Annotated in this window: 23 protein-coding genes; 15 read left to right on the top strand and 8 right to left on the bottom strand. The window is 73.8% G+C overall.

What is annotated here, in order from left to right; translation table 11 throughout:
* Positions 1 to 159: 159 nt before the first annotated feature.
* Entirely contained in the window at positions 160 to 1,695 is a 1,536-nt protein-coding gene (locus tag ABIC30_RS21895) for an efflux transporter outer membrane subunit (protein WP_181049183.1), read from the top strand.
* Positions 1,696 to 1,727: 32 nt separating this feature from the next.
* On the opposite strand, the gene dmeF is transcribed toward ABIC30_RS21895, so the two are convergent.
* Positions 1,728 to 2,720: a CDF family Co(II)/Ni(II) efflux transporter DmeF gene (dmeF, locus tag ABIC30_RS21890; RefSeq protein WP_234081611.1), complete on the bottom strand. Its 993-nt coding sequence runs from the start codon at positions 2,718 to 2,720 to the stop codon at positions 1,728 to 1,730.
* A 116-nt stretch (positions 2,721 to 2,836) separates the two neighbouring features.
* On the opposite strand from dmeF, the gene zwf reads away from it, so the two are divergent.
* Positions 2,837 to 4,363, top strand: coding sequence for a glucose-6-phosphate dehydrogenase (gene zwf, locus ABIC30_RS21885; RefSeq protein WP_020094030.1), 1,527 nt, complete (start codon positions 2,837 to 2,839; stop codon positions 4,361 to 4,363).
* A gap of 262 nt (positions 4,364 to 4,625) precedes the next feature.
* On the opposite strand, the gene ABIC30_RS21880 is transcribed toward zwf, so the two are convergent.
* The 3 genes from ABIC30_RS21880 to ABIC30_RS21870 all read right to left on the bottom strand — a co-directional run bounded on the left by ABIC30_RS21880 (position 4,626) and on the right by ABIC30_RS21870 (position 7,705).
* The gene (locus ABIC30_RS21880) at positions 4,626 to 5,591 is read right to left on the bottom strand and encodes a homoserine kinase (RefSeq protein ID WP_020094031.1); all 966 of its coding nucleotides are present in this window, start codon (positions 5,589 to 5,591) and stop codon (positions 4,626 to 4,628) included.
* Between the two features lie 114 nt (positions 5,592 to 5,705).
* Positions 5,706 to 6,707, bottom strand: a complete 1,002-nt coding sequence (gene ispH, locus ABIC30_RS21875) for a 4-hydroxy-3-methylbut-2-enyl diphosphate reductase (RefSeq protein WP_020094032.1) — start codon at positions 6,705 to 6,707, stop codon at positions 5,706 to 5,708.
* A 137-nt stretch (positions 6,708 to 6,844) separates the two neighbouring features.
* On the bottom strand, positions 6,845 to 7,705 hold the full coding sequence (locus ABIC30_RS21870) for a C40 family peptidase (protein ID WP_020094033.1): 861 nt from the start codon (positions 7,703 to 7,705) through the stop codon (positions 6,845 to 6,847).
* A gap of 346 nt (positions 7,706 to 8,051) precedes the next feature.
* Between ABIC30_RS21870 and ABIC30_RS21865 the strand changes: the two genes are divergently transcribed.
* Positions 8,052 to 8,384, top strand: coding sequence for a hypothetical protein (locus ABIC30_RS21865; RefSeq protein WP_020094034.1), 333 nt, complete (start codon positions 8,052 to 8,054; stop codon positions 8,382 to 8,384).
* 62 nt (positions 8,385 to 8,446) lie between these two features.
* Here the strand turns inward: ABIC30_RS21865 and ABIC30_RS21860 are convergent, their stop codons facing one another.
* The gene (locus tag ABIC30_RS21860) at positions 8,447 to 9,157 is read right to left on the bottom strand and encodes an MgtC/SapB family protein (protein ID WP_020094035.1); all 711 of its coding nucleotides are present in this window, start codon (positions 9,155 to 9,157) and stop codon (positions 8,447 to 8,449) included.
* A gap of 257 nt (positions 9,158 to 9,414) precedes the next feature.
* Between ABIC30_RS21860 and ABIC30_RS21855 the strand changes: the two genes are divergently transcribed.
* From ABIC30_RS21855 to ABIC30_RS21815, 9 genes are all read left to right on the top strand, one after another.
* The gene (locus ABIC30_RS21855; RefSeq protein WP_020094037.1) at positions 9,415 to 10,452 is read left to right on the top strand and encodes an AAA family ATPase; all 1,038 of its coding nucleotides are present in this window, start codon (positions 9,415 to 9,417) and stop codon (positions 10,450 to 10,452) included.
* Between the two features lie 146 nt (positions 10,453 to 10,598).
* Positions 10,599 to 11,492: a DUF58 domain-containing protein gene (locus ABIC30_RS21850; protein WP_020094038.1), complete on the top strand. Its 894-nt coding sequence runs from the start codon at positions 10,599 to 10,601 to the stop codon at positions 11,490 to 11,492.
* Positions 11,493 to 11,528: 36 nt separating this feature from the next.
* The gene (locus ABIC30_RS21845; RefSeq protein WP_020094039.1) at positions 11,529 to 12,020 is read left to right on the top strand and encodes a DUF4381 family protein; all 492 of its coding nucleotides are present in this window, start codon (positions 11,529 to 11,531) and stop codon (positions 12,018 to 12,020) included.
* Positions 12,017 to 13,060, top strand: a complete 1,044-nt coding sequence (locus tag ABIC30_RS21840) for a VWA domain-containing protein (RefSeq protein ID WP_181049182.1) — start codon at positions 12,017 to 12,019, stop codon at positions 13,058 to 13,060. Before ABIC30_RS21845 ends, ABIC30_RS21840 begins: the two co-directional genes overlap by 4 nt.
* 100 nt (positions 13,061 to 13,160) lie before the next feature.
* A complete protein-coding gene (locus ABIC30_RS21835; protein ID WP_020094041.1) occupies positions 13,161 to 14,090 on the top strand; it encodes a VWA domain-containing protein in 930 nt (309 codons plus the stop codon).
* Complete coding sequence (locus ABIC30_RS21830; RefSeq protein ID WP_020094042.1) at positions 14,090 to 15,010, top strand: tetratricopeptide repeat protein; 921 nt, start codon at positions 14,090 to 14,092, stop codon at positions 15,008 to 15,010. The genes ABIC30_RS21835 and ABIC30_RS21830 overlap by 1 nt, the downstream gene beginning before the upstream one ends.
* The gene (locus tag ABIC30_RS21825; protein ID WP_020094043.1) at positions 15,004 to 16,305 is read left to right on the top strand and encodes a BatD family protein; all 1,302 of its coding nucleotides are present in this window, start codon (positions 15,004 to 15,006) and stop codon (positions 16,303 to 16,305) included. The genes ABIC30_RS21830 and ABIC30_RS21825 overlap by 7 nt, the downstream gene beginning before the upstream one ends.
* 101 nt (positions 16,306 to 16,406) lie before the next feature.
* On the top strand, positions 16,407 to 16,877 hold the full coding sequence (gene lanM / locus ABIC30_RS21820; protein WP_354456087.1) for a lanmodulin LanM: 471 nt from the start codon (positions 16,407 to 16,409) through the stop codon (positions 16,875 to 16,877).
* 179 nt (positions 16,878 to 17,056) lie between these two features.
* On the top strand, positions 17,057 to 17,566 hold the full coding sequence (locus ABIC30_RS21815; RefSeq protein ID WP_354456086.1) for a hypothetical protein: 510 nt from the start codon (positions 17,057 to 17,059) through the stop codon (positions 17,564 to 17,566).
* 113 nt (positions 17,567 to 17,679) lie between these two features.
* On the opposite strand, the gene ABIC30_RS21810 is transcribed toward ABIC30_RS21815, so the two are convergent.
* Positions 17,680 to 18,510, bottom strand: coding sequence for a pyruvate, water dikinase regulatory protein (locus ABIC30_RS21810; protein ID WP_020094046.1), 831 nt, complete (start codon positions 18,508 to 18,510; stop codon positions 17,680 to 17,682).
* A 499-nt stretch (positions 18,511 to 19,009) separates the two neighbouring features.
* Between ABIC30_RS21810 and ABIC30_RS21805 the strand changes: the two genes are divergently transcribed.
* From ABIC30_RS21805 to ABIC30_RS21795, 3 genes are all read left to right on the top strand, one after another.
* The gene (locus tag ABIC30_RS21805) at positions 19,010 to 20,188 is read left to right on the top strand and encodes a uroporphyrinogen decarboxylase (RefSeq protein WP_026605068.1); all 1,179 of its coding nucleotides are present in this window, start codon (positions 19,010 to 19,012) and stop codon (positions 20,186 to 20,188) included.
* A gap of 8 nt (positions 20,189 to 20,196) precedes the next feature.
* The gene (gene hemJ / locus ABIC30_RS21800; RefSeq protein WP_020094048.1) at positions 20,197 to 20,628 is read left to right on the top strand and encodes a protoporphyrinogen oxidase HemJ; all 432 of its coding nucleotides are present in this window, start codon (positions 20,197 to 20,199) and stop codon (positions 20,626 to 20,628) included.
* A gap of 65 nt (positions 20,629 to 20,693) precedes the next feature.
* The gene (locus ABIC30_RS21795) at positions 20,694 to 21,059 is read left to right on the top strand and encodes a lysozyme inhibitor LprI family protein (RefSeq protein WP_020094049.1); all 366 of its coding nucleotides are present in this window, start codon (positions 20,694 to 20,696) and stop codon (positions 21,057 to 21,059) included.
* Between the two features lie 10 nt (positions 21,060 to 21,069).
* Here the strand turns inward: ABIC30_RS21795 and cuyB are convergent, their stop codons facing one another.
* Positions 21,070 to 21,810, bottom strand: a complete 741-nt coding sequence (gene cuyB / locus ABIC30_RS21790; protein ID WP_020094050.1) for a cysteate racemase — start codon at positions 21,808 to 21,810, stop codon at positions 21,070 to 21,072.
* Between the two features lie 96 nt (positions 21,811 to 21,906).
* Positions 21,907 to 22,758 carry a LysR family transcriptional regulator gene (locus tag ABIC30_RS21785; protein WP_020094051.1) on the bottom strand — a complete coding sequence of 284 codons (852 nt, stop codon included), beginning with the start codon at positions 22,756 to 22,758 and terminating at the stop codon, positions 21,907 to 21,909.
* Positions 22,759 to 22,780: the final 22 nt, after the last annotated feature.

Genomic DNA, 22,780 nt, shown 5'->3' with positions numbered 1-22,780 from the left:
TCACGTGAAACAGCGGCGGCCGCGATCGCGCGCGGGGGTTCCTCCAACCCACCTCCTCATCCTGAGGTGCTGCGCAGCAGCCTCGAAGGAGGGCTCCAGCCAGGCGCGCGATTCCTGGAGGGCTCCTTCGAGGCCTCCGCTACGCTCCGGCACCTCAGGATGAGGTTCAGGGTGGGAGGTGCGCTTTTTACCCATCAACGGCTCCGCACCCTCGCATCCCTGCTCCTCGCCGCCCCGCTCCTCGCCGGCTGCGTGGTCGGCCCGGACTACACCCGACCCTCCGTGGAGACGCCGCTGGCCTACAAGCAGGGCGGTGTCCGGGAGGACAGCCCGGCCTACGTCGCGGCGCGGAAGAAGGGCTGGCGCGAGGCCCGGCCGAGCGACGCGGTCGAGCGCGGCGACTGGTGGCGGGTGTTCAAGGACCCGACCCTCGACCGGCTGATCCGCCTCGTCGACGTCGACAACCAGTCCCTCCGGCAGGCGGTGGCGAATTACCGGCAGGCGCGGGCGCTCGTCGCCTCCGCGCAGGCGGCCCTGTACCCGACGGTGATCGGCGCGCCGAGCATCACCCGGACCGGCAGCGGCACAGCCACGCGAACCAACGTGGCGCTGCTGGGCCAGGCGAGCTGGGAGCTCGACCTGTTCGGCGGCACGCGCCGCACCATCGAGAGCGAGGCGGCCCTGGCGCAGTCCGACGCCGCCACGATCGCGCTGACCCGCCTGAGCATCCAGGCGGAGATCGCGGCCGACTACCTGACGGTGCGCTACGCCGATTCCCTCCAGAAGGTGCTCGACGAGAACGTCGAGAACTTCAAGAGGACCCTGGCGATCACCGAGAACCAGTACGCCGCCGGGGTCGCGGCGCGCTCCGACGTGATCACCGCGCAGACCCAGGTCCAGACCATCCAGGCCCAGGCCATCGCGGTGCGCCTGACCCGGGTGCAGTTCGTCAACGCCATCGCCACCCTGATCGGGCGGCCGCCCTCCGAGGTGTCGATCCCGGTATCCGGCATCGGGCGCAGCCCGCCGGGCGTGCCGGTGGGCATCCCCGGCGACCTGCTGGAGCGGCGGCCCGACGTGGCCCAGGCCGAGCGCCTCGTCCAATCGCAGAGCGAGCGCATCGGCGTGGCGGTGGCGGCCTTCTTCCCGACCGTGACGATCTCGGCCCAGGGCGGCATCTCGGGGGCGACCCGCAACGGCCTGCTCTCAGCGGCCAACCAGGTCTGGTCGGTGGCGGCCTCCGGCAGCGAGGTGCTGTTCGACGGCGGCGCCCGCACCGCGGCGCTGCGCTCGGCCGAGGCCGGCTACGACGCGGCGGTGGCCAATTACCGGCAGGTGGTGCTGGCCGCCTTCGCGGAGGTCGAGAACCAGATGGCGGCTTTGCGCATCCTCGGCCAGCAGCAGGGGGCGCAGGACACCGCCGTGGACCTGTCGCGCAGGGCCGTGGAGATCACCCTCAACGAGTACCGGGCCGGCACCCAGAACTTCACCACGGTGGTGACCGCGCAGAACCTGCTCGTGAACAACGAGGTCAACGCCCTTCAGGTGCGACTGAACCGCTTCACTGCGGCGGTCACGCTGATCCGGGCGCTCGGCGGCGGCTGGGACGTGCGCGCCCTGCCGAGCGATTCCGAGCTGAAGGGCCCGAGCCTGCCGATCGACCGGGGCGGCCAGGCGGTCCGCCCCGACGAGTAGCGGCCGCCGGGCCGAGCGCCCGCGCGGGACCGTCAGGCCGCCGCCGCGTGCCCCCCGCAGAGCTGGACCTCGACGGTGACGTGGCTCAGGCCCTTCACCCCGGCGAGGCGCGCCTTGTAGTGGGCGGGCGGTTGCGGATCGTCGCTGACGAGGGCGATCACGGCGGCCCGGTGGCCCGGCCCGATCTGCCAGAGATGCAGGTCGCTGACCCGGTCGCCGCCGATCTCCAGGCGCTCCCGGATCTCCCGGGTGGCCGCCGGCGAGGACCGTGCGTCGAGGAGCACGAGGGCGGCCGTCCGCAGCAGGCTCCACGACCACGCCAGGATCACGGCGGTGCCGACGAGGCCCATGGCCGGGTCGAGCCAGGCGAGGCCGAGATAGCGCCCGCCGAGCAGCGCCACGATGGCCAGGACCGACGTCAGCGTGTCGGCCAGGACGTGGACGTAGGCGGCCCGGAAGTTCGTGTCGTGGCCGCCGTGGCCGCCATGCGCGTGGCCCGCGTGCGCGTGACCTCCGTGCGCGTGGCCTCCGTGATGGTGAGCGTGGTCGTCGTGGCCGTGGTCGTCGTGGTCGTCGTGCAGCAGCCAGACGCTCGCGAGGTTCACGGCGAGCCCCAGCACGGCGATCGGGATCGCCTGACCGAAGCCGATCGCCACCGGGTGCAGCAGCCGGTCGAGGCTCTCGGCGCCGATCAGCAGGGCGATCAGGCCGAGCAGCAGCGCGCTGGCGAAGGCCGCGAGGTCGCCGAACTTGCCGGTGCCGAAGCTGAAGCGGGGGTCGTCCGCGTGGCGCCGGGCGAAGTGGTAGGCGAGCGCCGCGACGCCCAGGGCCGCCGCGTGGGTCGACATGTGCCAGCCGTCGGCGACCAGCGCCATCGAGCCGAGCCACGTGCCGCCGGCGACCTCCGCCACCATCGTGACGGCCGTGAGCGCGACCACCGCCCAGGTCCGGCGGGCGTGCCGATCGTGCCGGTCGCCCAGGAAGACGTGGCTGTGGGCCCAGGGCTCGAGGGAATGGGTATGCATGCGGGGTTCCTTGATCCTAACCTCGGCGCAGCATAGCCCAGCGGGTACCGGAACGGGCCTCGCCGCGGCGGGTTGTCAGGCCGGTTTGGTGCAGTGCAGCCACACGGGAGTCAGGGATGGCCGAGCCGACGACAGCCCTCAAGGACACGGCAGCCTGCGGCACGCAGCCGGCGCCGCCCTGCACGCTGGTGATCTTCGGGGCTGGCGGCGACCTCACCAAGCGCCTGCTGATGCCCTCGCTCTACAACCTCGCCGGCGCCGGCCTGCTGTCCGAGGGCTTCTCGATCCTCGGCATCGATCACAATGACGGGACGGACGAATCGCTCCGCGAGAATCTCACCCAGACCCTGGAGGCGTTCAGCAAGGACCCGACCTCGGAGTTCCACGCCGACCACATCGACCCGAAGAGCTGGGGCTTCATCCGGGATCGGCTCCACTACCTCAAGGGCGATTTCGAGAAGCCCGAGACCTACGCGGCCGTGAAGCAGCGGGTCACCGGCAGCGCGGTGTTCTACTGCGCGGTGGCGGCGCGCTTCTTCGGGACGATCGTGGACGGGCTCGGCCAGGCCGGCCTGCTCAAGCAGGAGGGCGACACCTTCCGCCGCGTGGTCATCGAGAAGCCGTTCGGCTCCGATCTCGCCTCGGCCCGGGAGCTGAACGCCCGCATCCTGCGCCAGGGCGACGAGAGCCAGTTCTACCGGATCGACCACTTCCTGGGTAAGGAGACCGTTCAGTCGATCATGGCGTTCCGCTTCGCCAACGGCCTGCTGGAGCCGGTCTGGCGGCGGGAATACATCGACAGCATCCAGATCACGGCGGCCGAGACCGTGGGCGTCGAGGAGCGGGGCGGCTTCTACGAGCCGACCGGGGCGCTGCGCGACATGGTGCCGAACCACATGTTCCAGCTGCTCTGCATGGTCGCCATGGAGCCGCCGAACTCCTTCGACGCGGAGGCCGTGCGCACCGAGAAGGCCAAGCTCGCCGAGGCCGTGAAGCCGATCCCGCCCGAGGACGCGGTGCGCGGCCAGTACACGGCCGGCACCTCGGAGGGGCGCGACGTGCCCGCCTACCGGGACGAGCCGCACGTGGCGAAGGACTCGGTCACCGAGACCTACATCGCGTTGAAGCTCAGCATCGAGAACTGGCGCTGGGCCGGGGTGCCGTTCTACGTCCGCACCGGCAAGCGCATGACCGGGCGGCGCACCGAGATCGCCGTGCTGTTCAAGCCGGCGCCGTTCAAGATGTTCGAGGACACCCCCACGGCCGACCTCGCGCCCACCGTGATGCGGATCCAGATCGATCCCGATCACGGGGTCAGCACCGAGTTCAACGTCAAGGTGCCGGGGCCGCAGATGAAGATCGGCCGGGTGCGCTCCGGCTTCCGCTACAAGGACTTCTTCGCCGACCGGCCGAATGTCGGCTACGAGACGCTGCTCTACGATTGCATGACCGGCGACGCGACGCTGTTCCAGCGCGCCGACAACATCGAGGCCGGCTGGGCCGCGGTCGATCCCCTGCTCAAGGGCTGGCCGCAGGCGGAGGTGAACTTCTACCCCGCGGGCAGCGCCGGCCCGACGGAGGCCGACGCGCTGCTCGCCCGCGACGGCCGCCACTGGCTGGGTCTGGACGGCGAGACCGACTGAGCGGCCCGACGATTCGTTCGAACGCGAGGGTCGGCGGTTTCGCGCCTCCCCGTCCCGAAGCGGTGCGGCCGCCTGACGCCCCCTGCGCCCCAGCCGTCAGTGCGCGTGCAGCGAAGCGATCCAGGGCAGCGCCACGGCGACGAGCGTCGCGCCACCTTGGGTCACGTCGCTGCGCTCGCGGTGACGGGGTTCGGCCCTGTCAAACCGGTCGTGGCGGATGGATCGACCCGGTTGTCCAGCGGGTCGCCGGCTCATCCGCGTCTCAGCCCGCCCGGCCGTAATCGCGGGCGTCCCGCGCCTGGCGGTGAAAGGTGAGCCGGCGATCGAATTCCCGCGGGTCCTTCGGCTTCACCAGGGCGCCCGGGGGCACGTTCAGCCAATCGACCAGCCGGGTGAGCATGAAGCGGAGCGCGGCGCCCCGGCACAGGATCGGCAGGGCCGCGACCTCGGCGGCCTCCAGGGGCCGCACGGCCTCGTAGCCGGCGATCAGCGCGGCGGCCATGTCGCGGTGGAAGGTGCCGTCGGGGTCGAAGCACCACGCGTTCAGGCAGACCGCGAGGTCGTACGCGAAGGCGTCCGTGCAGGCGAAGTAGAAGTCGATCAAGCCCGACAGCGCGTCGCCGATGAAGAAGACGTTGTCGGTGAACAGGTCCGCGTGGATCACACCGCCCGGCAGGTCCCGGGGCCAATGCGCCTCCAGGACGGCGAGGTCCGACCGGGTGCGCGCCGCGAGGCCGGGCTCGACCGAATCGGCCTGGGCCTCGGCCTGCGCGAAGAGCGGGCGCCACGCGGACACCGAGAGATTGTTGTCCCGTACCATCGGGAAGTCCCGGCCGGCGGCGTGCAACTCCGCGAGGGCCCGGCCGAGTTCCCGGCAATGCTCGACGCCCGGCGCCTTGACCGAGACCCCCTCCAGGAAGCTCACGATGGCGGCGGGCCGGCCACAGAGCTGGCCGAGGGCTTGGCCAGCCCGGTCGCGCACGGGCTGCGGGCAGGCGAGGCCGCGGGCCGAGAGATGCTCCATCAGCCCGATGAAGAACGGCAGGTCCTGTTCCCGGACGCGCTTCTCGTAGAGCGTCAGGATGTAGGCGCCCTCGGTCGTGTGCAGGAAGAAGTTCGAGTTCTCGACGCCCTCCGCGATGCCTTTGAAGGAGAGCAGGCTGCCGATCGCGTAGGCGGACAGGAACTCGGCGAGCGCCGCGTCGGATACCTCGGTGTAGACGGCCACGTGTCTGCGCTCTGATGTCGAAAGTTCGATACGGCAAGGGGCGCCGAAGCGCCCCCGCATAAAGCCTGCCGCGCGCCCCGAGCCCGGGGCGTCGGCGCTGTCGGACCGGACCGCCTACTCGGCGGCCTCGCTGCGCAGCTCCCGCGGCAGCGGGAAGACCATGTCCTCGATCACGGTCGAGACCGTGTCGACCATCACGTCGTAGCGGGCCGCGAAGGCGTCGATGATCTCCTCGACCAGGACCTCGGGGGCCGAGGCGCCGGCCGTGAGGCCGAGCTTGCGGATGCCTTCGAAGGCCGGCCAGTCGATCTCCTCGGCGCGGAGCACGAGGCGGGTGATCGGGCAGCCGACGCGCTCGGCGACCTCGCGCAGGCGCTGCGAGTTCGACGAGTTCGACGAGCCGACCACGATCAGGGCGTCGACCAGCGGCGCCACCTGCTTCACCGCCTCCTGGCGGTTGGTGGTGGCGTAGCAGATGTCGTCCTTGTGCGGCCCGGTGATGTTCGGGAACTTCTTCTTCAGGGCCTCGACGATGTGCCGGGTGTCGTCGACCGACAGGGTCGTCTGGGTGACCCAGGCGAGGTTGTCGGGATTGTCCGGGGTCAGGGCCGCGATCTGCTCGAGATCCTCCACGAGGGTGATCGAGCCCTTGGGCAGCTGGCCCATCGTGCCCACCACCTCGGGATGGCCGGAATGGCCGACGAGCAGCACGTGGCGGCCGCGCTTGTGGTGGATCTCGGCCTCGCGGTGGACCTTGGTCACCAGCGGGCAGGTGGCGTCGATCGTCGTCAGCCCGCGCGAATCAGCGTTGGCCGGGACGGTCTTGGCCACCCCGTGGGCGGAGAAGATCACCGGGGCGCCGCCGTCCGGCACCTCGTCGAGTTCGCGGACGAACACGGCGCCCTTCCGCTTCAGGCTCTCCACGACGTACTTGTTGTGCACGATCTCGTGGCGGACGTAGACGGGCGGCCCGTAGATGGCGAGCGCCCGCTCCACGACGTCGATGGCCCGCACCACGCCGGCGCAGAAGCCGCGCGGGGCGCAGAGCAGGATCTCCAGCGGCGGCTTGCCGGCGGTGCCCGGGACGGGCTCGGGGGTCGCGATATCGGCGGTCATGCGGGGGATGTGGCGAGGGCGGGGCTGTCCTGTCAACAGGACTGGCCCAGGAACCGGGCGGGAAGAGGGAAGCGGAGCCGCTCCGTGGCCCCTCTGTAGCACGATTGCCGCGGGAATGGGACCCGCGCCGGCTTCCCTCAGAGCCGCCGGATCCCCGTCACGGCGCCGAAGCTGTGCGCCGCGATGCGGGCGACCGTCCCGGCGAGCGGCTCCGCGGCGACCGCCATGTGGTGGCCGTTGGCGTGGATCAGCGTCTCGGGATCGACCATCAGCCCGACATGGCCGCGCCAGAAGACGAAGTCGCCCCGGCGCAGGCCCGCGACCTCCGGGCGCGCGGGGTCGAACGTCAGCGCCTGCCCGAGGGTCCGCTCCTGCATGTCGGCGTCGCGCGGGCAGGGCAGCCCCGCCGCGTCGAGGCAGAGCTGCACGAGGCCGGAGCAGTCGAGCCCGAGGCTGGTGCGGCCGCCCCAGAGATAGGGGGTCCCGGCGAGCCGCGCGGCCGTCGCGGCGTAGTCCGGCTCGCGCGCGTCGACGGGCGCGCAGTGGCGGGCGAACACGTAGCCGCCCGGCGTCTCCAGGTAGGCGCCAGCCTCCCCCGTCGCGGCGAGGCGTGCGCCGAGGCTGAGATGGCCGAGGACCGGCCGCTTCAGGTCCGGCTCGGGATACAGGAAGGTGCGCAGGGCGGTGACGCGGTGCGTCGGCTCCGGATCGGCCGGACCGAGGCTTTCGGCCGGCAGGTAGCCGACGTAGCCGTCGCGGGCGAGCTGCACGAAGGCGAAGCCGTCCGCCGTGTCGTAGAGGTCGACCGCGTCGCCCAGCAGCGCCTCGGTGTCGAGCCCCGCGTCGGCGGCGGGCGCGCGGCGCAGCGGCGCCGACGGCGATGTCACCCGCCGCGGCGTGCCGGCAACGTAGCGCGCCGCCGCGACGCGGTCCCGCAAGCGGAGATCGGCGACGTGCGGCCGGGCCGGGGTCAGCCGGGGATCGAGGCTCTCGGTCATCCGCGAACCCTACCATGCCGGGCTGAAGCGCAGGTAAGCGCGGGCTCGCCGGACCGCGCCACTATGACGCACGGAGGCGCGTCTCCGGACCGGAGCAGCCGGCACTGGCCCGCGGGGTCGCCCGAAACTCCGGCAGATCGGGCACCGGATGCCCGAAGCGGCCCGAGCCTGCCCAAGCGCGCGGCAGCCGGCCTCACAGCCGCGCCACTGCGCGTCAGCTCCGCGTCTCCCCCGCGCTATCCGCCGGCGAGACATGTGCGGGAGGCGCCCATCACACGTTTTTGATGCACTGCACAACCTGTCCGGAAGGCGCTATGTCTGGTGCATGAAGACTGCGAGTCGCCCCGTGAAGAAGACGCAGAAGAGCTTCGCCGACCTGCCACCGATCCGCGTCCGCCGCGAGCCGCCCACCGTGAGCGAGGCGGTCGCCGCCGCGCAGGACCTCGCGGACGACGTGGAGCAGCAGGTCGAGATCGCCGCCGGCCTGATGGGCCTGCCGGCCGACGAGGTCCGCCCCCACGTCCTGGCGGCCAAGAAGGCCAAGCCGGAGCGCACCCCCGAGCGGATCCTGACCCAGGCGAGTCCGAGCCGGGCCCCGCGCACCGTGGTGGTGGAGCGCCGCACGCGCCCGACCGTGGTGATCGAGCGCCGCAGCCGGCCCCTCGACCCGCGTCGCTGACGGCCCGGGTCACCCGCCGGAGGGCGCGCCCTCGGGATCGCCGCCCCGCCCGCGCGCCGCGCTCAGTCGGCGGTCTGCACCGACCACGTGGCGTGGCGGATGCCGGGCATGCGGGCCAGCTCGTTGGTCACGGCGTCGAGTTCCTCCGCCTTGACGGCGCTGGCCGTGAGCGTCGCCACCACGTCGACCGCGCTCTCGCCGCGCTCCTCGATCTCGACGCTGCCGACCGGGTAGTTCGCCGCCTCCAGGCGCTCCACCAGCATGTCCTGGGCCGGCCCGGCCTCGCCGGGCGCCGTGGTGACCTGGACCTCGTAGGTCGCCTCGGTGGCGGATTCGCGGATCGGCGCGCGGTTGATGGCGTTCACCAGCGGCCGGAGCGCGGTGTTGCAGGCGAGCACCGTCACCATCACGAACACCGCCTCCAGGGGCAGGTCGGCGCCGCAGAAGGCCCCGACCGCGGCCGAGCACCACAGGGTCGCGGCCGTGTTGAGGCCGCGGACGTTCATCCCCTCCTTCATGATCACGCCGGCGCCGAGGAAGCCGATGCCGGAGATCACGTAGGCCACGGTCCGGACGCCCCCGTCCGGACCGGTCAGGCGCATGCCGAGATCCACGAAGGCGCTCGCCCCGACCGCGACCAGCACCGCCGTGCGCAGGCCCGCGGTGCGCTGCCGGTACTGCCGCTCGGCCCCGATGATCGTGCCGAGCACGAAGGCCACGAGCAGGCCGATCGCGGATTTCAGTTCTTCGGGGAGGGCGGCGTAGCTGGTCATCCGGCGTCTCATGGGAGCGGAGAGGTGACGGAACCGTGACACCATGGCCCGGGCGGGATCGGAAAGCGTGTCCGAAGCGGGATTGACGGCCGCACCGGGCAGCGGGCACACCGGCAAGAGCCTGAGGATCCCTTAAGAATCCGGGACCCGGCCGAGGAGACGTGCAGGATGCAGCACACGGCCCAGGACAAGGCCCGGAACATGGCCCGGGACATGGCCCGACGGGCGGATCCGCTCCGCGCCGGATCGTTCTCCGCATGAGCGGCGCCACGAGCGGCGCCCTCGCCGAACGCAGGCCCGACACTGCACCCGACAAAGGGTCCAGCAGCACGCCCGACGCCGCCCTGCACGGCCGCGTCATGGCGCTGCGCGAGGGGCTGGAGCGCGGCCTGATCGGCAGCGCCGGCCTCGTGGAGCGCCTGCTGATCGGGCTCCTGACCGGCGGGCACCTGCTGATCGAGGGCGCGCCGGGGCTCGCCAAGACCCGCGCGGTCAAGCGCCTCGCCGACGGCCTCGACGGCTCCTTCGCGCGCATCCAGTGCACGCCGGACCTGATGCCGGCCGACCTCACCGGCACCACCGTCTGGCGCCAGGATAGCGGCACCTTCGAGTTCCTGCCCGGGCCGCTGTTCCACGCCCTCGTGCTGGTGGACGAGGTCAACCGCGCCCCTCCGAAGGTGCAGTCGGCGCTCCTCGAATCCATGGCCGAAGGGCAGGTGACGGTCTCGGGGACGACGCACCGCCTGTCCGACCCGTTCATGGTCGTGGCGACCCAGAACCCGATCGAGCATGCCGGCACCTTCCCGCTGCCGGAGGCGCAGCTCGACCGCTTCCTCCTCCACGTCGTGGTCGACATGCCCGACGAGACCACCGAGCGGGCGATCCTCGACCTCGTGGAGGGCGAGATCACCCACCACGTCGATGCGATGACCGTGCGGCTGTCGCTGGCGGACGTGCGCGCCGCCCGGGAGGCGGCGCTCGCCACCTACGTGTCGCCGGCCCTCAAGGACTACCTCGTCCGGCTGGTGGCGGCGACCCGCACTGACGCGGCCGCCCCGGACCTGCGCGCCATGATCGAGCACCCGGCCTCCCCCCGCGGCACCCTGGCGCTGATGATGGCCGGCAAGGCCCGGGCCTGGCTGCGGGGGCGCGACCACGTCACGCCCGAGGACGTCGCGGAGCTGGCCCGCGACGCCCTCTCCCACCGGATCGGCCTGACCTGGCGGGCGGCCGCCGAGGGCCGGACGGCGCGCGGCCTCGTCGGCGAGCTGGTGCAGCGGGTGCGGGCGCTCTGACGGTGTTCGGGTTCGGGCAGGCGCGGCGCAGATCCCCTCCCCCCGCCGCGGGGGCGGTCGGCCCGACCGCCGGGGGCCCCTTCCCCGCCCGGGAGGCGGGGCGAGACCGCGCCGAGCACGGCATCCACCTCTCGGGCGAGGCCCTGATGGGCCTGCGCCATCTCGCCCGGCGGGGCTCCGCGCCCGCCACCCGGACGCTGGCGGGCCTGCCGGGCGGCATCGTCACCCGGCGCCGCGGGCGCGGGTCGGAGCCGGAGGACGTCCGCCTCTGGTCCGAGGGCGACGACCGCCGCTTCATCGACCGCAACGCCACGGCCCGCACCGGGCAGCTGCACGTCCGCACCCACCACGACGAGCGCGACCGCGCCGTGGTGCTGCTCGCCGATTTCCGGCCCGCGATGCTGTTCGGCACCCGCCGGGCCCTGCGCTCGGTGGCGGCCGCCGAGGCCCTGGCGCTGCTCGGCTGGCGGGTCGCCGCCGACGGCGGCCGGGTCGGCCTCGCGGTCGCCGCGGCCGGCGCGCCGACCGTGCTGCGGCCGGCGGGCGGCGAGCGCGCCATGATCGCGGTCACCGGCGCCCTCGCCCAGGCCCATGCCGACGCGCTGGCGGCCGGGTCCGGCGCGCCGACCCGCGCGGAGCCGCCGCTGGAGGCGACACTCGCCCTCGCCCGCAGCCTGCTGCCGGCCGGCGGCCACCTCGTCATCGCCAGCGCCCTGGACGATCCCGGCCCGGGCTTCGACGAGCTCCTGACCCTGCTCGCCGAGCGGATCGCCATCCGGCTGATCCTGGTGAGCGACGCCTTCGAGCGCGCCCGGCCGCCGGGCTACTACCCCTTCGCCCTCGCGGACGGCCGCCGCGGGACCGCGCTGCCGACCGTTTCACCGACCGTGCCGACGACCGCGGCTGGAGCTGCGGGGGAGACCGCCGAGGCCCGGCTCGCCGACTACGCCCGCCGGGGCATCGCGGGCGTGCGCCTCGACGTCGAGACCGGCCCGGAGGCCTACGCGCCGCTCATGGAGCGCCTCGATGCGGTGCTGTGAGGCCGAACCCGGCGACCCGACCCGCGGCGCGCCCCGATGAACCCCGTCGCGCCCGCCGAGATCCCCCTGTCCCTCGACCAGCTCCGGGGCCTGCACCTGCCCGGAGGCGCCGTCGGCGCCGTGCAGGGCGAGGTCGTGGCCGCTGCCGCCCTGGGCTTCCTCGCCGCCCTGCTGGTCGGGCTCGTGCGCTACGCGCGCGGCCGGGCGCGGGCCACCCTGCGCCGGGCGGCGCTCGCCGAGCTCGCCCGGAGCCGTGGCCTCGACCCGGAGGCGCGCCTCGTCGCCCAGGCCCGGCTGCTGCGCAGACTCGACCGGTCTCTCGACCGGTCCGGCGAGGCCGAGGCAGGGACCGGGACCCGGGCGACGGGCCCGGACTGGGCGGCCCGGCTGGACGGGCTGTTCCGGACCGACTTCTTCACCCGGGGCGCCGGCCGGGTGCTCGCCGACGGGCTGTACCGGCGACAGGATCCCGACCTCGAGGCCCTGGACGCCGAGCTCGCCCGCCTGATCGGGCGGCTGCGGGCATGAGCGGATTCCTGCCCGCGTGGCTCAGCGCGCTCCTGTCGGCCTTCGACCTCGCCGCGCCCTGGGCGCTGCTGGCGCTGCCCCTGCCGCTGCTGGCCGCGCGCCTGATCCCGGCGGAGCCGGAGGGCGGCAGCGGCGCCCTGCGCGTGCCCGCCACCCTGGTGGCCGGCGCGCGCGCCGGCGCCGACCGCGCGGCCCGGGGCCGGCGGCGGGCGCTGCTCACCTGGACGCTGTGGATCGCCCTGGTGGCGGCGCTGTCGGGCCCGCGCCTCGTCATGCCGGCGGCCGCGCTCCCGGCCTCGGGCCGCGAGATCATGATCGCCATGGACCTGTCGGGCTCGATGGAGCGGCGCGACTTCGCCCTCGACGGCGAGACCGTGAACCGGCTCACCGCGGTCAAGCGTGTCGGCACCGACTTCATCCGGCGCCGGGCCGGAGACCGGATCGGCCTCGTGATCTTCGCCGACCAGGCCTACGTGGCGGCGGCGCCGAGCTTCGACACCGCGGCGGTCGCCCGGGCGCTGGACGAGGCCACGATCGGCATCAGCGGCCGCTCCACCGGGATCGGCGACGGCCTCGGGCTCGCCCTGCGCCGGCTGGACCCGCGGGACGCCGGGGGCGACGCCGCCGGGGCCAGGCCGGGCGAGAAGGCCGCGAAGGCCGCGAAGGCCGTGATCCTGCTGTCGGACGGCGCCAACAATGCCGGCCAGACCGCCCCCAAGGACGTGGCGGAGCTCGCCAAGGAACTCGGCATCAAGGTCTACACGATCGCCCTGGGGCCCCGCGACATGGCCGACGCCGACGGCGAGCAGGACGTGGTCGACACCGAGACCCTGCGCGACATGGCGCGGGCGAGCGGCGGCGAGGCCTTCCGGGTGCGCACCACCGAGGATCTGGTCCGGGTCGCCGACGCCATCGACCGGCTGGAGGGCGGCCGCGCCCTCGCCCCGCCCCTGCCGCTCCGCCGGGACCTCTGGCCCTGGCCGGCCGCCCTGGCTTTCCTCAGCGCCGCGCTCCTGCTGGCCAGCCGGAGGGGCGCGTGATGGTTCGATACCCCGCGCCCCCGACCCTCCCCCGCGTCCCGCGGTGCCGGGGCGCGGCGCCGGCCTCGGGGGCGGGAATGCGGGTCGGAGGGTCCGCCCGATGAGCGCCCTCGACGCCGTCGCCCTCCTGCGCCCCTGGTGGTTCCTGGCGATCCCGGTCGTGGTCCTGCTGGCCCTTCGCGCCGCGTGGCGCTCGGCGCCGCTGGGCGACTGGGCCCGGGCCGTCGACCCGGCGCTGATGGCCCATCTCGCCCGGGCCGGCGCGGTCCTCGGCGGCCGGCGGCAGGCGAACCTCGCCGCCGCGCTGGCGGCCGGGCTGATCGCCCTGGCGCTGACCGGCCCCGCGGTGGAGCGGGCGGACGGGCGGACCTTCCGCAACCTCGACGAGACCGTGCTCGTCGTCGACCTATCGCGGTCGGTCACCGAGGGCGGCAACCTCCAGGGCGTCCGGCAGGCCGCCGCCGCCGTGGCGGAGGCCGCCGGCACCCGGGCGGTCGCCCTCGTGGTCTACGCGGGCGACGCCTACCTCGCCGCCTCCCCGACCACGGACCGCGACAGCCTCGGCACCACCCTGTTCGCCCTCGACGCCGACACGGTGCCGGACCGCGGCTCGCACCCCGAGCGCGGGCTGGCGCTGGCCCGCCGCACCCTCGCGGAGGCCAACGTGGTGGCGGCCGACGTGGTGCTGATCAGCGACGGCGACGGCATCGGCGAGGCCGCCACCCGCGAGGCCCGCGCCATCGCCGAGCACGGCTGGCGGCTCCAGGCCCTCTACGTCCCGGCCGACAAGCCGCTGCCGCCCGGCGCGCCGAAGCCCGACCGGACCGCCCTCGACGCCCTCGCCCGGGCCGGCGGCGGCACGGCCGCCGACATCGCGACCCCGGGCCCGGTGCTCGACGCGGTCGGGGCCGGCCTCGCCCAGCACCTCGCGGCGGGCGGCTACGGCGTCCTGGCCTACGCGGATCTCGGGCGCTGGCTGCTGCTGCTGGCGGCGCTGCCGGCGCTGCTGCTGTTCCGCAGGAGCGCGTGATGCGGCTGACCCTTCCCGAGACCGGCCTCGCCGCCCCGCTCCGGGCCGGCCTGCCGCCACGCTGGCGGCGGCTCGCCCGGATCGCCGGCCTCGCCCTCGCCGGGATCGGCCTCCTGGCGCTGCTCGCGGTCTCGCAGCCCCGCACCGGCTTCGGGCGGCTGCTGATGGGTCTCAGCCTGCCGGGCCTCGCCGCGGACGTGTTCGTCGATCCGGCCTGGCGCGCCGCCGCGCTCTACGAGGCCGGCCGCTACGAGGAGGCGGTCGCGCTGTTCCGTGCCGGCGGGCGGCGGGCGAGCTACAATCTCGGCAACGCTCTGGCCAGGGCCGGCGACCTCGACGGGGCGCTCGCGGCCTACGACGAGGCCCTGCGCTTCAACCCCCGCGACGCCGACGCCCAGGCCAACCGCTCGCTGATCGCCCGGATGCGAGCCGAGGTGATCGACCGCGGGCCCGGCGGCGGCATCGCCAACGGCACCGCCCAGTACGGCGCCCGCTACAACAACACCGCCAACCAGGACCAGAACAACGACATCAACGCCGCCTCCAGCGGCGAGGGTCTCGCCGGCAACAAGGAATCGAACGCCAGCGCGTCGCTGCCCGGCAACAGCAAGGTCGCCCGCCGCGGCAAGGCCGAGCAGCAGTCGATCGACGCCGGCAAGGGCCAGGCCCGGGGCTCGGCCGGCGACGCCGCCGGCCGCGGCCGGACCGGCGGCGGCTCAGCCATGGTGGCCGAGGCGCCCGAGCGCGAGGTCCGCCGGGTGACCAAGAGCTTCGAGGCCCACGAGATCCGCCCGGACCGGCTCTGGCTCCAGACCCTGCCGGACGATCCCGGCCGCTATCTCAAGCTGCGCCTGCGCGCCGAGCAGACCCGCCGGCTCGAGGCCGGCACCGCGATCCCCGCCGGGAGCAACCCGTGGTAAGTGTTTTCGGCGTTTCCGAGCGGCGCGCCCTGACCCGCGCCCTGACCCGCGCCCTCATCCTCCTCGCGCCCTTCCTCGCCCCCCTGCCCGCCCGGGCCGAGATCGAGCCGGGCGACCTCACGCTGACGGTGACCGCGGAGCTCAACGGCAACAGCGCCCCCTTCCCCCGCGAGATGGTGCTGCTGAAGATCCACGGGGTCTACAAGCAGCCGATCCTGCTCGAGGAGGTGGTGCAGCCCTCCCTCGCCAACTTCTCGTGGACGCAGCTCGGCCGCGACCACTGGAGCCGGACCAAGCTCCCCGACGGCCAGAGCGCCATCGCGTTCGACCGCACCGTGGCGGTCTTCCCGCACCATGCCGGCCAGTTCACCATCGAGCCGTTCGTCCACAAGCTCACCGTCAACGATGTCGGCGAGCGGCGGGTCGTCGAGGTCCGCTCGAAGCCGATCCCCTTCCCGGTCGCACCCTGGACCGAGCCCACCGGCGGCCCCGACGCCAAGGAGCCCTGGTGGCTGCCCGCCAAGGACGTGGCGATCACCGATTCCTGGAGCCCGGACCCGGAGACCATCAAGGTCGGCGAGACCACCCGCCGGATCGTCACCCTGGAGGCCCAGGGCATGGTCGCCGAAGGCCTGCCGCCCCGGCCGGTCATGCGCACCCGCGGCATCATCACCTTTGCGGGCCCCGTCACCCGCGAGACGCTGCTGACGCCCTCGGGGCCCGTGGCGCGGGCCACCTACCAGTGGGACGTGAAGCCCGGCGTGCCGGAGATCATCCCCCTCGACGCCATCGCGATCCCGTGGTTCGACACCAACACCCGCACGATGCGCGAGACCGAGATCCCGGCCCGGCAGATCGGCGGCGGCCTGCCCGACCGCGAGACCGAGCGGGCGCCCCCCGCGATCCCCTCGCCCCTCGTCGTCGCCGCCTCGGCGCTCGCCGCCTTCGGGCTGGGCCTCGCGCTGATCGGCTTCGGCCTCGGGCGGCCGCGCCTGCGCCTCTCCGGCGCGGCGCGGCGCTCCTTACGCGCGGCGGCCCGGGCCGGCGACCCGGCCGGGTTCCGCGCGGCCCTCGACGCGGCCCAGCGGGACGCCCCCGACCTCGCCCGGACCTGGCGGGCGCGGCCCGACCTCGCGGCCGCCTTCGCGGCCCTCGACCGGGCGGTCTTCGGCGCGGCGGGCGCGCCCGTCCCGGATCTCCGGGCCCTGGCCCAAGCCCTGTCGCGCGCCGCGCCTGGGGAAGCCGCGGCCCCCGCGGCGGACCGGCTCGCACCGCTCGACGGCCCGGTCCGCTGAGCGCGGCGCGGCGCGGCTCCGCATCTCGTGAAGGCGGGCGCGGGAACGCAAGCCGGGACCGGGATTTGGGCTGCCGCAACCGCCCGGCACCGGAGAGCCCCATGCCCGCGACCCCGCACCGATCCGCCCGCGCCGCCACGCGCCGCCCGACCATGGGCGCCCCGACCGTCGCCCTCGCCACCGCCCTCGTGATCCTCCTGGTCCTGCCGGCCGCGCTGCCGTCGGCGGCCCTCGCCCGGTCCTCCGGCACCGAGCGCGCGCTGAAGATGGTCGACACCGACCACGACGGCACGATCGACCTGGCCGAGGCCCAGGCCGCCGCCGGCAAGGTCTTCGACGCCGCCGAGACCGACAAGGACGGCACCGTCGACGCCAAGGAGCTGAAGGGCCGGCTCAGCAATAAGGACCTGAAGGCCGCCGACACCGATTCCGACGGCACCCTCGACCGCAAGGAATACCTCGCCCTGGTCGAGCAGCGCTTCAAGGCGGCCGATCCCGACAACGACGGCACCCTCGACGCCAGGGAACTCAAGTTCCCGGCGGGGCGCAGCCTGCTGCAGCTCCTGAAGTAAGCGCGCCTCCCGGACCTGCCGCCGTTGCACAGTTCATGAGCAAGTATTATTCCTGTGCAACGGCTCACGTTCTGAGCAGGCATCAATATTTTGCACTATCTTGCGTCATCTGAATTGGCCTCGTAGGTTTCGGTTATCCGAGCGGTAAAGCATCGGGTGAACCACCAGGGAGGAGCGCGATGGCACGCGCCAACGAGGTCAAGGACAGGTTTCGCGCGCGGCTGCAGGCGGCCGACGAGCGCAGCAACGACTTCCGGCGGAAGCTGCTTGAGGACGGGTCCCGGGCGCTCCAGCCCGTCATGGGCGTGCTGAACCTGATGGCCGAGGTCCTCAACGAGGAGGACAACGTCCACGGCAGCATCACCGGCCTCGAGGCGAAGATCGATCAGGACAACTTCATCAGCCTGTGCGCGCAGCTGCGCGGCACCGAGTCCGAGCAGAAGATCAAGATCAAGTACGGTCCGGAACTCGGCGGCAGCAACTACATCTCGGTCTCGGGCCTGAACCAGCGCTACAACGAGCGCCTCGTGCCGGGGGCGGCGAGCTGCTCCATCGGCCGGACGGTCGGCAGCGACATCCAGCTCGACGAGCACCGGGGCGACGAGCTGGCCGAGGTGGTCCGCGTGGTCGTCGAGGACTTCTACGCGGCCCAGATCGAGCAGCGCAGCCACTTCGCCTCCGCGCGCTGACGCCAGCGGCGGCGCGAACCGATCCGCGCGCCGCCTGCATCCGCCGGCCCGCCCCCGTCCTCGGGGGGACGGCCGGACCCCGCCGAAGGGCTCGGCCCTTCGGAGGCCCCGCCTCAGTCGGCGATGAACTTCAGCCGGTGGTCGCGGTAGAGGTCGACGATCGCCGCGGCGGTCTCCTCGATGGACCGGCGGGTGACGTCGATCGTCGGCCAGCGGTTCTTGGTGAATAGCCGGCGGGACATGGTTATCTCGTCCGCCACTGCCGAGCGGTCGACGTAGAGGGACGATTCGTCGGCGTTGAGGCTCGACAGCCGGTTCTGCCGGATCTGCACGATGCGCTCCGGCGACGCGAACAGGCCGACCACGAGAGGCTTGCGGGCCCGCTCGATCGCCGGCGGCAGCGGCATGCCCGGCACCAGCGGCAGGTTGGTGGTCTTGAGGCCGCGATTGGCAAGGTAGATCGAGGTCGGCGTCTTCGATGTCCGGCTGACGCCGAGCAGGATCACGTCGGCCTCCTCCAGATTGTCCGGCAGGTTGCCGTCGTCGTGGGCCAGCGTGAAGTTCATCGCGTCGATGCGCTTGAAGTACTCGGCGTTCAGCATGTGCTGGGCGCCGGGCCGCGCCGTGGTCTCGGCGCCGAGATACGCGCGCAGCAGGTCGTGGACCGGCCGCAGCACCGACAGGCACGGCGAGCCGGTCTCCCGGGCGACCTCCTCCAGCCGCTCGCCGAGGTCGCCCCCCACCAGCGTGTAGAGGACGAGGCCCGGCGCGGCCCGGATCTCCGAGATCACCCGGTCGAGCTGCGCGGCCGAGCGCACCAGCGGGTAGACGTGCTCGATCGCCGACACGCCCTCGTACTGGGCGGCGGCCGCGCGCCCGACATTGATCAGCGTCTCGCCGGTGGAGTCGGAGACGAGGTGGAGGTGGAAGTAGCTGCGGCCCATTCCGATCGCCTCTGCGGTCGACCTCTCGGCCGACTGTGCGGTCGCCTCGCGCGGCGCCCACGTTGTCCACCGCCGGCCGCCAAGGGAGTCGATGAGTGTGGATAGGATGCCCCGCCGGGCCGGTCCAGGGCGATCCCGGTGCGCGCTGTCGACTCCGCCGTTCACAGGCAGATGATCGGGACGCGCCGAATCCGGCTCTCTGGACGAATCGGCCGCGAATCCGGCGCCCGTACACGACTCGGCGTTGCCAAGGCGCTGTCGGACCATCCGGTTCTCGCAAGTTGGCGGAAATCCTTTAAAGCCCCGTTAACGGCGCGGCGGCGGGGACCGCCTGTGGACGCTTTTGTGCCCCCGAGATTCGGCCCCCCAGAAGAAAAAACAGACTCCAAGATTCTCTCTTATCTTTTCGAAGGGGCCTGTGTGGGGATCGGCGCGCCTCGACTCGACAGGACGCCCGCCGACGGGCATGCGGGGTGAGGGATACGGGATGGGAGCGACCATGACGGGGACGGAGCGCGAGCCCGGGCAGACGACGTCGGGGACGACGTCCGAGCGCAAGGTGCTGCGAGTCCTCGAGGGCGAGGCGATCGGGCCGCCCCCCGCCTGGATGATGCGCCAGGCCGGGCGCTACCTGCCGGAATACCGGGCGACCCGGGCCGAGGCCGGCTCGTTCCTCGACCTCTGCTACAGCCCGGACTTCGCCGTCGAGGTGACGCTCCAGCCGATCCGGCGCTTCGGCTTCGACGCGGCGATCCTGTTCTCCGACATCCTGGTCGTCCCCCACGCGCTCGGCCAGGACGTGCGCTTCGTGGAGGGCGAGGGACCGCGCCTCGACCCGCTCGACGGTCGGGACGCGTTCGCGCGCCTGCGGGAGGCCGGCGACCCGGCGATCATGACCCACCTCGCGCCGGTCTTCGAGACGGTGACGCGGCTGCGGGCCGAATTGCCGGGCGAGACCACGCTGCTCGGCTTCTGCGGCGCGCCCTGGACGGTGGCGAGCTACATGATCGGCGGCCGCGGCACGCCGGACCTCGCCCCCGCGCGGGCCCTGGCCGAGGGCGACACCGCCCTGGTCGACACCCTGATCGACCGCCTCGTCGCCGTGCAGACCGAGTACCTCGTGCGCCAGCTCGAGGCCGGCGCCGACGCGGTGCAGATCTTCGAGTCCCACGCCGGCACCCTGCCGCGCGCCGTGCCGGGGACGGCCTCGGGCTCCGGCGGCACCGTCGAGCCGGTCGGCGACGTCGCCGAGAGCGCCTTGCCGGGCGCACCTGCCTCCGATGCCCTCACCCGCTGGTCGCTGCGGCCGATCGCCCGCATGGTGGCGGGCGTCCGCGCCCAGGTGCCGGGGGCGAAGATCATCGTGTTCGCCCGCGGCTCGGGCCTCGACGGCCACGCCCGGGTGGTGCCGGAGACCGGCGCCGACGCCGTCGGCGTCGACTGGGGCGTGGACCTGAAGGCCCTGCGGGACACGGTGCCGGCCGCGACGGTGACGCAGGGCAACCTGCATCCCGACACGCTGATCGCGGGCGGCGCGGCCCTCGACGCGGCGGTGGACGCGGTGCTCGCGGCGACCGCCGGCCTGCCGCACATCTTCAACCTCGGCCACGGCATCACGCCGCAGACGCCGGTGGCCCATGTCGAGCGGATGCTCGCGCGGCTGCGCGGCCAGGGCTGAGGCCGCGCGTGCTGTACGACTGGATCAAGGCCCTCCACGTCATCAGCCTGATCGCCTGGATGGCCGGGATGCTCTACCTGCCCCGGCTGTTCGTCTACCACGCGAGCCTGCCGCCCGGCGCGGAGGCGCAGTCCGCGACCTTCAAGGTGATGGAGCGCCGCCTGCTCAAGGCGATCATGAACCCCGCCATGATCGCCACCTGGGTGTTCGGGCTGGCGCTCGCCTGGATGAGCGGCTTCTACGCGAGCGTCTGGCTGCAGGCGAAGTTCGCGCTGGTGCTCGCGATGTCGGGCATCCACGGCTGGCTCGCCCGGATGGTCAAGGACTTCGCCGCCGACCGGAACACCCGTGGGCACAAGTTCTACCGGGTGCTCAACGAGGTGCCGACGCTGCTGATGATCGGCATCGTCATCCTGGCGATCGTCAAGCCGGGCCTCTGATCCCGCGATCCCGCGATCCTGTGATCCCGGCCGGAGCCTTTCCGCGGCCGGCCCGTTGGGAGGCCATGTCGAAGCCTCTCGTCCTCGCCCTCGCGCTGGCCGCCCTCGCGGGCCCAGTCGCCGGCGCGATCACCGCGTCCCCCGCCCGGGCCGCGAGCTTCCCGTGCGACAGGGCCGAGGCCCCCGACGAGAAGGCGATCTGCGCCCATCTCCCCCTCAACGACCGGGACGTCGAGATGGCGACCCGGTTCGAGATCCTGAAGAGCGTGCTTCCGATGGGCGGCCAGGCCAAGCTGCGCGACGACCAGGAGGCGTGGCTGACGGAGCGTCGCGCCTGCGGCGGCGACGTCGGCTGCCTGACGGCCGCCTACGACGCCCGGCTGAAGGTCCTGCGCGGGGTCCTGGCGGAATTCGCCAAGCAGGGCCCGTGAGGTCCCGCGCTCAGGCCGCGCGCGGCAGGGCCGCGGCGTCGACGCGGCAATCCGGCCGGCACGCCGCCACGCAGGCGCGCGCCAGCGCCTCGGTGGCGTCGACCAGCAGGCCCGACGGGTCGCTCCCGGCGAGCGCGAGCGGGATCTCCGTGCAGGCCATCACCACCCGGTCGCAGCCGGCCTCGGCCAGCGCCCGGACCTGCGCCTCCAGGAGCGGCGTCGCCTCGGCCACCCGGTCCGCCTTCACCAGCCGGATCGCCGCCGACACCGCGGCCTGACCCGCCTCATCGGGCGCGCGGCACGCGAGCCCGTGCCGCGCCAGCCGCTCCGGGTAGAGCCCGGACCGCAGGGTGCCGTCGGTGGCGAGCAGGCCGATCCGGCCGCCGCTCCCGGTCCGCGCCAGGGTCTCGGCCAGGGTCTCGGCCAGGGTCTTGGCCACCGCGTCGACGATGTGGAGGATCGGCAGGGCGGTCGCGGCCTGCAGCGCCGCGTGCCAGTGATGGGCGGTGTTGCAGGGGATCGCGATCCGGGTGGCGCCGCCGGCCTCGAGGCGCGCCAGGGCGGCGCGGAGCGCCGGCAGCGGGTCCGGGCCGGTGCCCAGGATCGCGTCGGCGCGGTCGGGGATGTCGACGGCCGAGCAGACCAGGGTCGGGATGTGGTCCTGATCGCGCCCCGCGGGCGTCGCCCGCACGAGCTTGGCCAGGAAATCAACCGTGGCCATCGGGCCCATCCCGCCGAGTACACCGAGCATCGCCGCCTCCGACCGTCGCGGCCGCCGTGATGGGCCGCGGCGGGGCGGGAATCCAATGCCGTGTCGGCACCGGCCATGCCGATCTGGCATCGGTTCCTAGAGTTCGGCCGCCAGGGCGGCGGCCGCGGCCCAGACCGCCGCGACCGCGCCGCCGCGCCCGGCCCTGCGGTAGAGCCGGATCTCCAGCGGCGTGCCCGGCCCGGCCGCCACGAGGCTGCCGTCGGCGAGCTCGCGGGCGACGAGGCTCTCGGGCAGCCACGCGCGGCCGTGGCCCGCGAGGACCATGAACTTCAGGGCCTCCGCCATGGCGTTCTCGTTGACGTGGGCGGCCGCCGCCCCGTCACCGGCGAGCGCCGCGACCCGGCCCAGGAACGAGTCCCGGGGATAGCCGAGCCCGGGCCGGCCCGCGGCCGGCCCCGGCCGGTGCACCGGCACGAGGCTGTCCCGGCCGATGGACAAGTGCGGGAAGGCGGCCGGGTCGAGGGGGATCGGCACCAGGGGATGGTGGTAGGTCAGCAGCAGGTCGTAGCCGCCCTCGGCCAGCGCCTGCACGCAGGCGTGGAAATCGTCCGGCAGGAGCCGGCTGCCGAGCGGCCCGGTGCGGGCCTCGACGTCGCGGAACCAGCCCGGGAAGACGGTCAGCGCCAGGGTGTGGAGCGCCGCCACCGAAACGGTCCGCGGCGGCGGCCGGATCCGGGCGCGGAGCGCGTCGCGGCTGCCGTGGAGCCGCCGCACGGTCTCCTCGGCGGTCTCCAGGAACAGCCGGCCCTCCGGCGTCAGGGCCGTCGGGTAGGTGCTGCGGTCGACCAGCGCGACGCCGAGCCAGCCCTCGAGCGCCCGGATGCGGCGGCCGAAGGCCGGCTGGGTGACGTGGCGCTCGATCGCCGAGCGCGAGAAGCTGCCGGTGCGCGCGAGGCTCAGGAAGTCCTCGAGCCATTTCAGCTCCATCTCGGCTCCATCGCGCGGCGGT

The sequence above is a fragment of the Methylobacterium sp. 1030 genome (assembly GCF_040544715.1).
GTDB lineage: Bacteria > Pseudomonadota > Alphaproteobacteria > Rhizobiales > Beijerinckiaceae > Methylobacterium.
Note: the sequence above shows the minus strand (reverse complement) of the source record. Positions and strands in the feature narration are given on the sequence as shown.